6 protein-coding genes are annotated in these 6,959 nt (G+C 46.0%); 1 reads left to right on the forward strand and 5 read right to left on the reverse strand.

Annotated elements, in window-relative coordinates; all coding sequences use genetic code 11:
* Nucleotides 1–38: 38 nt before the first annotated feature.
* The 5 genes from BLP55_RS10720 to BLP55_RS10740 form a co-directional block, all read right to left on the reverse strand.
* Nucleotides 39–1,715 (reverse strand): T9SS type A sorting domain-containing protein, encoded by a 1,677-nt coding sequence (locus BLP55_RS10720; protein WP_091143490.1) that lies wholly within the window; start codon nucleotides 1,713–1,715, stop codon nucleotides 39–41.
* Nucleotides 1,712–3,664: an O-antigen ligase family protein gene (locus tag BLP55_RS10725; protein ID WP_091143493.1), complete on the reverse strand. Its 1,953-nt coding sequence runs from the start codon at nucleotides 3,662–3,664 to the stop codon at nucleotides 1,712–1,714. Before BLP55_RS10725 ends, BLP55_RS10720 begins: the two co-directional genes overlap by 4 nt.
* Before the next feature lie 48 nt (nucleotides 3,665–3,712).
* The gene (gene queG / locus BLP55_RS10730; protein ID WP_394331921.1) at nucleotides 3,713–4,633 is read right to left on the reverse strand and encodes a tRNA epoxyqueuosine(34) reductase QueG; all 921 of its coding nucleotides are present in this window, start codon (nucleotides 4,631–4,633) and stop codon (nucleotides 3,713–3,715) included.
* A gap of 68 nt (nucleotides 4,634–4,701) precedes the next feature.
* Complete coding sequence (locus BLP55_RS10735) at nucleotides 4,702–5,079, reverse strand: ASCH domain-containing protein (protein ID WP_091143500.1); 378 nt, start codon at nucleotides 5,077–5,079, stop codon at nucleotides 4,702–4,704.
* Nucleotides 5,080–5,081: 2 nt separating this feature from the next.
* Nucleotides 5,082–6,743: a PIN domain-containing protein gene (locus tag BLP55_RS10740; protein ID WP_244503454.1), complete on the reverse strand. Its 1,662-nt coding sequence runs from the start codon at nucleotides 6,741–6,743 to the stop codon at nucleotides 5,082–5,084.
* 65 nt (nucleotides 6,744–6,808) lie between these two features.
* On the opposite strand from BLP55_RS10740, the gene BLP55_RS17450 reads away from it, so the two are divergent.
* Nucleotides 6,809–6,959: helix-turn-helix domain-containing protein (locus tag BLP55_RS17450; RefSeq protein WP_394331922.1), on the forward strand; the 151-nt coding region annotated here is incomplete at its 3' end.

Genomic DNA, 6,959 nt, shown 5'->3' on the forward strand with positions numbered 1-6,959 from the left:
GGATGTTCCGACGCCTTGATCTTAAAAAGCCATTTGGTTTAGTATTTCATCAGCTTGGCCACCGACGATCCTTTGGTGGTCGAAATCTGGACGAGATAGGTTCCCGCCGAGAGTTCGCTTACATTGATTGTCTTGATTCCGTTTTGATCGACCGATTTGACCAACTGCCCCAATTGGTTGAAAATCTTGACCGCCGTGATGTCATCCTTGGTCTCGAAACGCAATACATCGCGCGCCGGATTCGGATACATCACCACGTTGTTTTGGGCGTCAAATTCGGCCGTCGCCAATTCGGTAACCGTTGTGGTCACGGTATTGGTGATGATCGGGAAATTGAAATCAAAATAAATCTCGGCCGTGTTCTCGATCACGCTGCCCAAACCAACGCCCGCGGCGGGCTTGATCTTGAAGGCTACAAAACCGTGGCTGCCCGGTTCGTCATCCATCTCGGCCGGCAGCATAATGTTGTCGAAAAAGAATTCCAACTTGTTCCCATGGGTCAGCGTACTGCGGTAGGCATGGCTCGCCGAAACCACTTCGAGCGTCGAAACGTCGAGGTTGGCCGCGAGCATATCTTGTACACGTACATTCTCGGCCAGGAACGTTCCTGAGTTTTGGAAACGGATCAGGTAATGCAGGTAATCGCCTACATCCGCGATATTGATTTCAGGCCCTTCGGCCACCGCTTTGTCGTTCGGATCATACGAGCCCACTACCACTTGGTTGAATACACTGACATTGTTGGCAGGGGTTTCGTCGCCCGCAACAGGATTGACCGTTGCCGTAAAATCCAATACATCGTTGATATTCACGGCCGGAGTTTCCATCGGTGAATTGACATTGAGCACAAAGTTGATGTTGCGGGTCTCGAAAGGCGCCAAATTGGCGAATGTCCAATCCAGGTTATTCGGCGTCACGACGGGTGCCGTGGTCGCCGAAACATAATCGAGACGCGAATCGTCGAAAGTCACATTGAGCGATCCTGAAATCGGTTGGTTGCCATTGTTCTTGTATACCAATCGATACGTGGCGTCAAACCCCGGACGCGCCGGTACCCATTCGAGCAACTTTACATACAGGTCGTTGTGCACACCATCGGCCACCACACAGAAATTGCGGGTTTGTGACAGGTTGGCGACGGTTGCAAAATTGACCGTATCGGAGGACGGGCTAGACGTAAAATAAGGAAACTCGGGTTGCGGTGTCACGGTAAAATTGCCCGCGCCGACATAAAATATGTAGTTACCCGAAATATCGGTAAACGTATACTGGTCGGACGAACCGCCTGTGAGATTGACCCGAATCCCGTGCGGGTGGAGATCGGCCCCGTCGCATCCGTTGTTATTGGTATCGACCGAGATGTTGCCGACGATGGTGTTGTTGTTGTTATTGATTTGCAAGGCGTCTAGAAAAGAATACTGCCCAAAATTGTCGTATACGAACAAATCATAAAATCCCGCCGGTGTCGAACTCGGAACGGTAATCATCGCATGCATCAAGGTATCCGAAACCAAGTCGAGTGCATTGGTTGTTATACCACCGTAGAACCAAACGCCTTCGGTGCTGCTGATGGTCGTAAAATGGGTATTGTTTCCCGTAATGGTAACCTGTAAGGTCTCGCCTGCGTCGGCTGCATTGGGTGAAACACCGGTGATGGTTTGGGCAGACAATATGCCCGAAATCCCAAGAAGTAAAAAGAGTAATAGTTTTTTCATTGGCGTTTTTTTAAATGGGTGATCAGTTGTCGCTCAAATGTAGTGTTATTTTCTTTCGCTTCATAATAAACTGAAGAATAATCATTTACCTGCTTCTTATTGATTTCTTGGGCGGTGGGACGTGCCCTATCCAAGCTGTCTATCACCCGATTGGCCTTGTTTTTTAGGATGGGCGGCAGGAATATTTTGTACTTCGGATCACGGGTTTGCGTCGAACAAGAGTCGATGGTTTGAAAAGCCTTTTCGTATTGTTTGTCGTTGAAATAAACCGCGGCCAAGTTGAGTCGCGCCTCTTCGAAATACGGCGAGATGTGCAATGCTTTACGGTAAAAAACCATGGCTTCTTTTCGTTTGCCGTTGACCTCGTAATTGCTCGCGAGGTTGTTCAGCACATGGATGTTGTAGGGCGTCAAACGATAGGCCTGTTCAAAACGCTTTTGGCTTTCGGCAAACTGTTGGGTAGAAAATTCGGCCACACCCTGGTACCATGCCAGCGGGATGGACTTGATGTCTATCGTATAAAACAGGCCCTCGGCATGACGCACACCGTACAGAACTTCCTTGGTGTCGCCGTTGGCCTGGGCCGCATACACCTTAAACATGTGCTTTTCCGAGACCAGACGTTGGCCCGCCACCACGAGCGAGAACACGCCTGCGATCACCGCAAAATACAAAACAACCCGAACGGGAATGGTTCTTTGCTGTGGACTTGGCTGTCCATCGGTGTTTCGGTACATCACCAAGGTGAGCAAAATGGCCAACAAAACCAAATGTTCGATGCGCTCGATGGGAAAATCGAAAAAAGAAACCAACACAAAACCAACCAGGCCCGCAAACACGTAGACCGAAAACCATCTCTGCGAATCGTCTGCTGCCGATTGGACCGACCGGAACGCATGGCACAGCGCGATGCCAAACAAAACTACATAGGCTGCAAACCCGAGTACGCCGGTTTCGCACAAAATCCACAGAAAATCGTTGTGCGGGCGTTGTAGTGTGGCCGTCCCGTTGACGATCTCGAACGACCCGAATTGATCCAACCCATACTTCGGGAAATAAACCTGCCAGTTGCCGAGTCCTACACCCAGCGGATGCTCGAAGAACATCTCGACCGACTGGCGCCAGAACAATTGCCGCTCGCCCAAAGTACGGGTATCGAAAAGTCTGCTCACGTACTTTTGCGCCTCTGCCGATGGCGCAAAGAACGCCAGCCCAAGCCCAACGATGCCCACCAAAGTCGAACCTACCACGAGCTTAATGCCTTTTTTGTAATGGTGCTTGAGGTAAAAAAACGCCGCCATCCCCGCGTAGACCAACGTGGCCACCAATACGACACGCGTCCGCAAAATGATTAAAAGCAAAACCGACAACGTCAACGCCGCAGCCGAAATCCACTTGATGTTGCGGCCTTCGTGCAGCCCCATACAAAAAAACGGAAAACACAAAAACAGTATAGAGGAAAGCAGGTTCTTGTTGCCAAACCCGCCCGAAATGGTGTACACCCAGTGCAACAGGTGTTCCCCGCGCAACGTCTTGTCGGCCATGTCTACCAAGGCCGTGAGCAGGGCTGCACACCCGAACACGAGCGCGCCCCTTGAGAGTTGCCTGGCGGTCATCTTCCCGGTTTGCAGCGCTACGCCCATCAGCAATAAAAATGCGGTGAACAATCCCCATTTGGACAGCATATACCAACCCTCGGCCATCACCGTGGTGTTGAGCAGCGTAACGCATCCGGCCAGCATCAAAAATGCCAGCAAAACCAAATGACCGGTGTGTAGCTTGAAGCGATCGCCCGCGGGTTTCCAAAGCAAAAACACGAGCAACAACGCAAAGCCCGACAGCCACAATTGCCGCGGAAGCAACACTTTGTCGGGGATGTCCGAAACAAAAAGCAGGGGCAGCGTAAACATAAAAACGTAGTACGCCTTGACGGTCAGGTTGGCTCGCATAACAGGATTGCTTGCCCAAATATAGCAAACGCGGCCTATGGTTCGACGTCAGCCTTTTAAAAAGTCGATGTTGCGCTTAAGCCCCGAGAACTTGGTGCGCTTGACCGCAGAATCCTTGAACACGGCGCGGAACGTTTCCTCGGTGATTTCTTCCCAGTCTTTTCGGGACATTGTGAGCAGTTCGGGATTCGGATTGAACAGCGGCTCATTGTGCGGCTTGGAAAAACGGTTCCACGGGCACACGTCCTGGCAAACGTCGCAGCCGAAGGCCCAATCGGCGAACTGTCCTTTCATCGATTCGGGCAGGTTGTCCTTGAGTTCGATCGTGAAATAGGAAATGCATTTGCTGCCGTCTACGACATAGGGCGCGACGATGGCCTCGGTGGGGCACGCGTCGATACAGGCCGTACACGAACCGCAGTGGTCAGTGGTCGCGTGGTCGTATTCCAATTCCAAATCGACAATCAACTCTGCGATAAAGAAAAACGACCCCACCTGCTTGCTCAGCAAATTGGCGTTCTTGCCGATCCAGCCGAGCCCACTTTTGGCCGCCCAAGCCTTGTCGAGCACCGGTGCCGAGTCGACAAATGCACGGCCGTGCACCTGCCCGATCTCTTGTTCGATCACATACAACAGTTCTTTTAATTTTTCTTTGATGACAAAATGGTAGTCCTGGCCGTAGGCGTACTTCGAAATCTTGGGCGCGTCGGGGTTTTGCGTTTGCGAAGGATAATAGTTGAGCAACAGCGAGATGACACTTTTGGCGCCGTCGACCAATTTGGTGGGATCGAGCCGTTTGTCGAAGTGGTTGGCCATGTAGGCCATTTGGCCGTGGTGGTTGTTATTTAACCATGCTTCTAAACGCGGGGCTTCTTGTTCGAGGAAGCCCGCCGGGGAGATGCCGCAGGAAATAAACCCTAGACGCTGGGCGTGGGATTTGATGAGTTCCGTATTTTCTTTGCGGGTCATGTGCAAAGGTAGGGAATTTGGGGGTGGGGTTTGGTGTATGAAGAATATCGCTGCCTTCCTAGTTTTTTTTAACCATTTGTCCAATAGACGAAAGACTGTGGTGGAAATAAATTAAAGTCCGCTCTAAGACACTTTGGTTTAGTGTATTTTTTTTTGCTCTTAATTTTAATTGCAAACCCCGTTTCTTTATCCGCAAAATATTGATAAAAATAATCTTCAGTAATTCCAGAGTAATCTTTTGTTGTTTCCCAAAGCGATGCAAGATTATCTTTCAATATATGTTCAATTTGGAACTCGCCAATTACTTTTTGAACAGGAGAAGATGAGTAAACGAGAATGGTTTTAACATCTTGATTCTTGAAAATTGCCTTTCTAAACTCAAACTTTTTCGTTCCATCAAAAATTTTGTTTGCAAACTCGGGCTTTATCGATAAAACAACTTTCATAATTATTTCTTTTTGTAAGCAAATTTAACCAAAGTATTGAATTGGTCATTACTTAATTTTATAAAGCCAAGAGGCATATTATACATGTCAGGTATAACTCCTAACCGATTTAAATCATAAAGGGTAGGTTTCGGGGTTGGAAAAGAGTGGGCATAGAGAAAGTTAACCACAAACGGTTTATTTCTAGGAAACTTCTCCCACCATTTGATGCGTAAATCTTCTTTAGAAATCATTGTCCTTTTATTACATGCAGTATAAAAATCCTCGAATGAGTCAAATTTGGCAACAACTTTTTCTACGATGCAGATTGTCGTTACTGTACTTGAATATTTTTTCGGAGTTGTTTCACCAATTCGATAGATAACAATCACATCACCTGGCTTCAAATGCCTGTCTTGCGAGTGCGAAATATAAACTTTGCCTATACGGTTTCGATGCGGTTCGTTTTCTGTGTATTTAGTTTCATCCTCTTTAGTATTAATACTATCCGGAAAAAGCTCAGTGTGGTATTGAGGCTCAATTTTTATGATATATTTATCAGTCGCTTTTGAAAAAAACGGAAATGTTAGTTTGGGGTAATTCACGTTGGCAGGTAGATTTTTTCCAAATTTTCTAACGTAGACTTTTTCATCTCCATTCTCAGTTTGTTTTATCCCATGGTACACAAACCCCCATTCTTCCAACATATCAATCAGTCGAAGTTGTTCGGGTCGCTTATCGAAAATTGTAACGTAGATTTCCTCTACTTTATATTGAATCGCGTTATCAAAAATTGTTTTTAAGAATCGTTCACCTATTTTATATCCATTACCAGTTACTTTCAGCGTTCCAATTTTAAGTCTCTTCTTTTTTAAGAATCCCGGAAAGATATCTGAGTAGTTTTCGGTGTCATCTTCAATTTTAACAAATAAAAATGCCGTCAAAACAGAGTCGTTGTAACATACATAACAAGGGTCATTTGCTTTTTTATTAAACCATTTGTCAAACCCCTTGTAATCTTCTCTAAAGGTGTCAAAAAAAGTGTCTGTCAATTCTACTTCGGCAAAATCGACTTTCTTTACGGCCAAAACTTTATAGTCTACCAGTTCGGGGTTTTCCGCGGTTGCTTTTTCGAGGAAACTTTGAATCGTAAAAACTCTCTCGGATATCCCAAGCCTTTCTGCTTTCTGGTGTAACTTTCTGTCCTCTGAAATTAAAATTTCTACTCGTTCTTCGTACACTTCGTTTAAAATGCGACTATCGTTTTGGTCATTAGACGTTTTGTCGATTTCATCACTTAATTTACTTATTTCTGCCCCAAATGGGGCGGCATGCTTTATCTGATAATAACTTTCTAATTTAATCTCCATTGTTTTGACTACAATGGGATCCTTATGACGACGTATTTCATCTATAGAAAGAAAATGCAAGTACTTTTCATATTTCAACTTATCAAGCCATTTAAAAAGCTGTCCTATCTCGTGGTTGTAGATTTTACTAGTTTCTCTGTGGATTACTATATTTGTGTCAAGTAGAGCCTTTTTCATATAAGATTGTTCAGAATGACGACCGAATAATATATTGTATGTACCCAAATATAGAGAACACAAACCCTTAACCAACCTATAGCCCCAAAATGTTATAAACATTTCAAAACGCAAACCAATTTGTGGCAAATTTTTCACCGACCAACGAAATTGCCACAAAAGTGAACTGCCCCCCAAAAGTTGGACACTATTTGAGGGTATTTATGGAAAGAAAAGTCAAGCACAGTTATGATTTCAAACTTCGCTGTGTAGAGGAGGTTTTAAAAGGCCGTTCGGCCATTTCTGTCGCAGCTGAATTCAAATGTGACAGATCCCAGTTATGGAAGTGGGTTGTTTTATACAGACGTCGCGGGG

The sequence above is a fragment of the Flavobacterium caeni genome, from assembly GCF_900101895.1.
Classification (GTDB): domain Bacteria; phylum Bacteroidota; class Bacteroidia; order Flavobacteriales; family Flavobacteriaceae; genus Flavobacterium; species Flavobacterium caeni.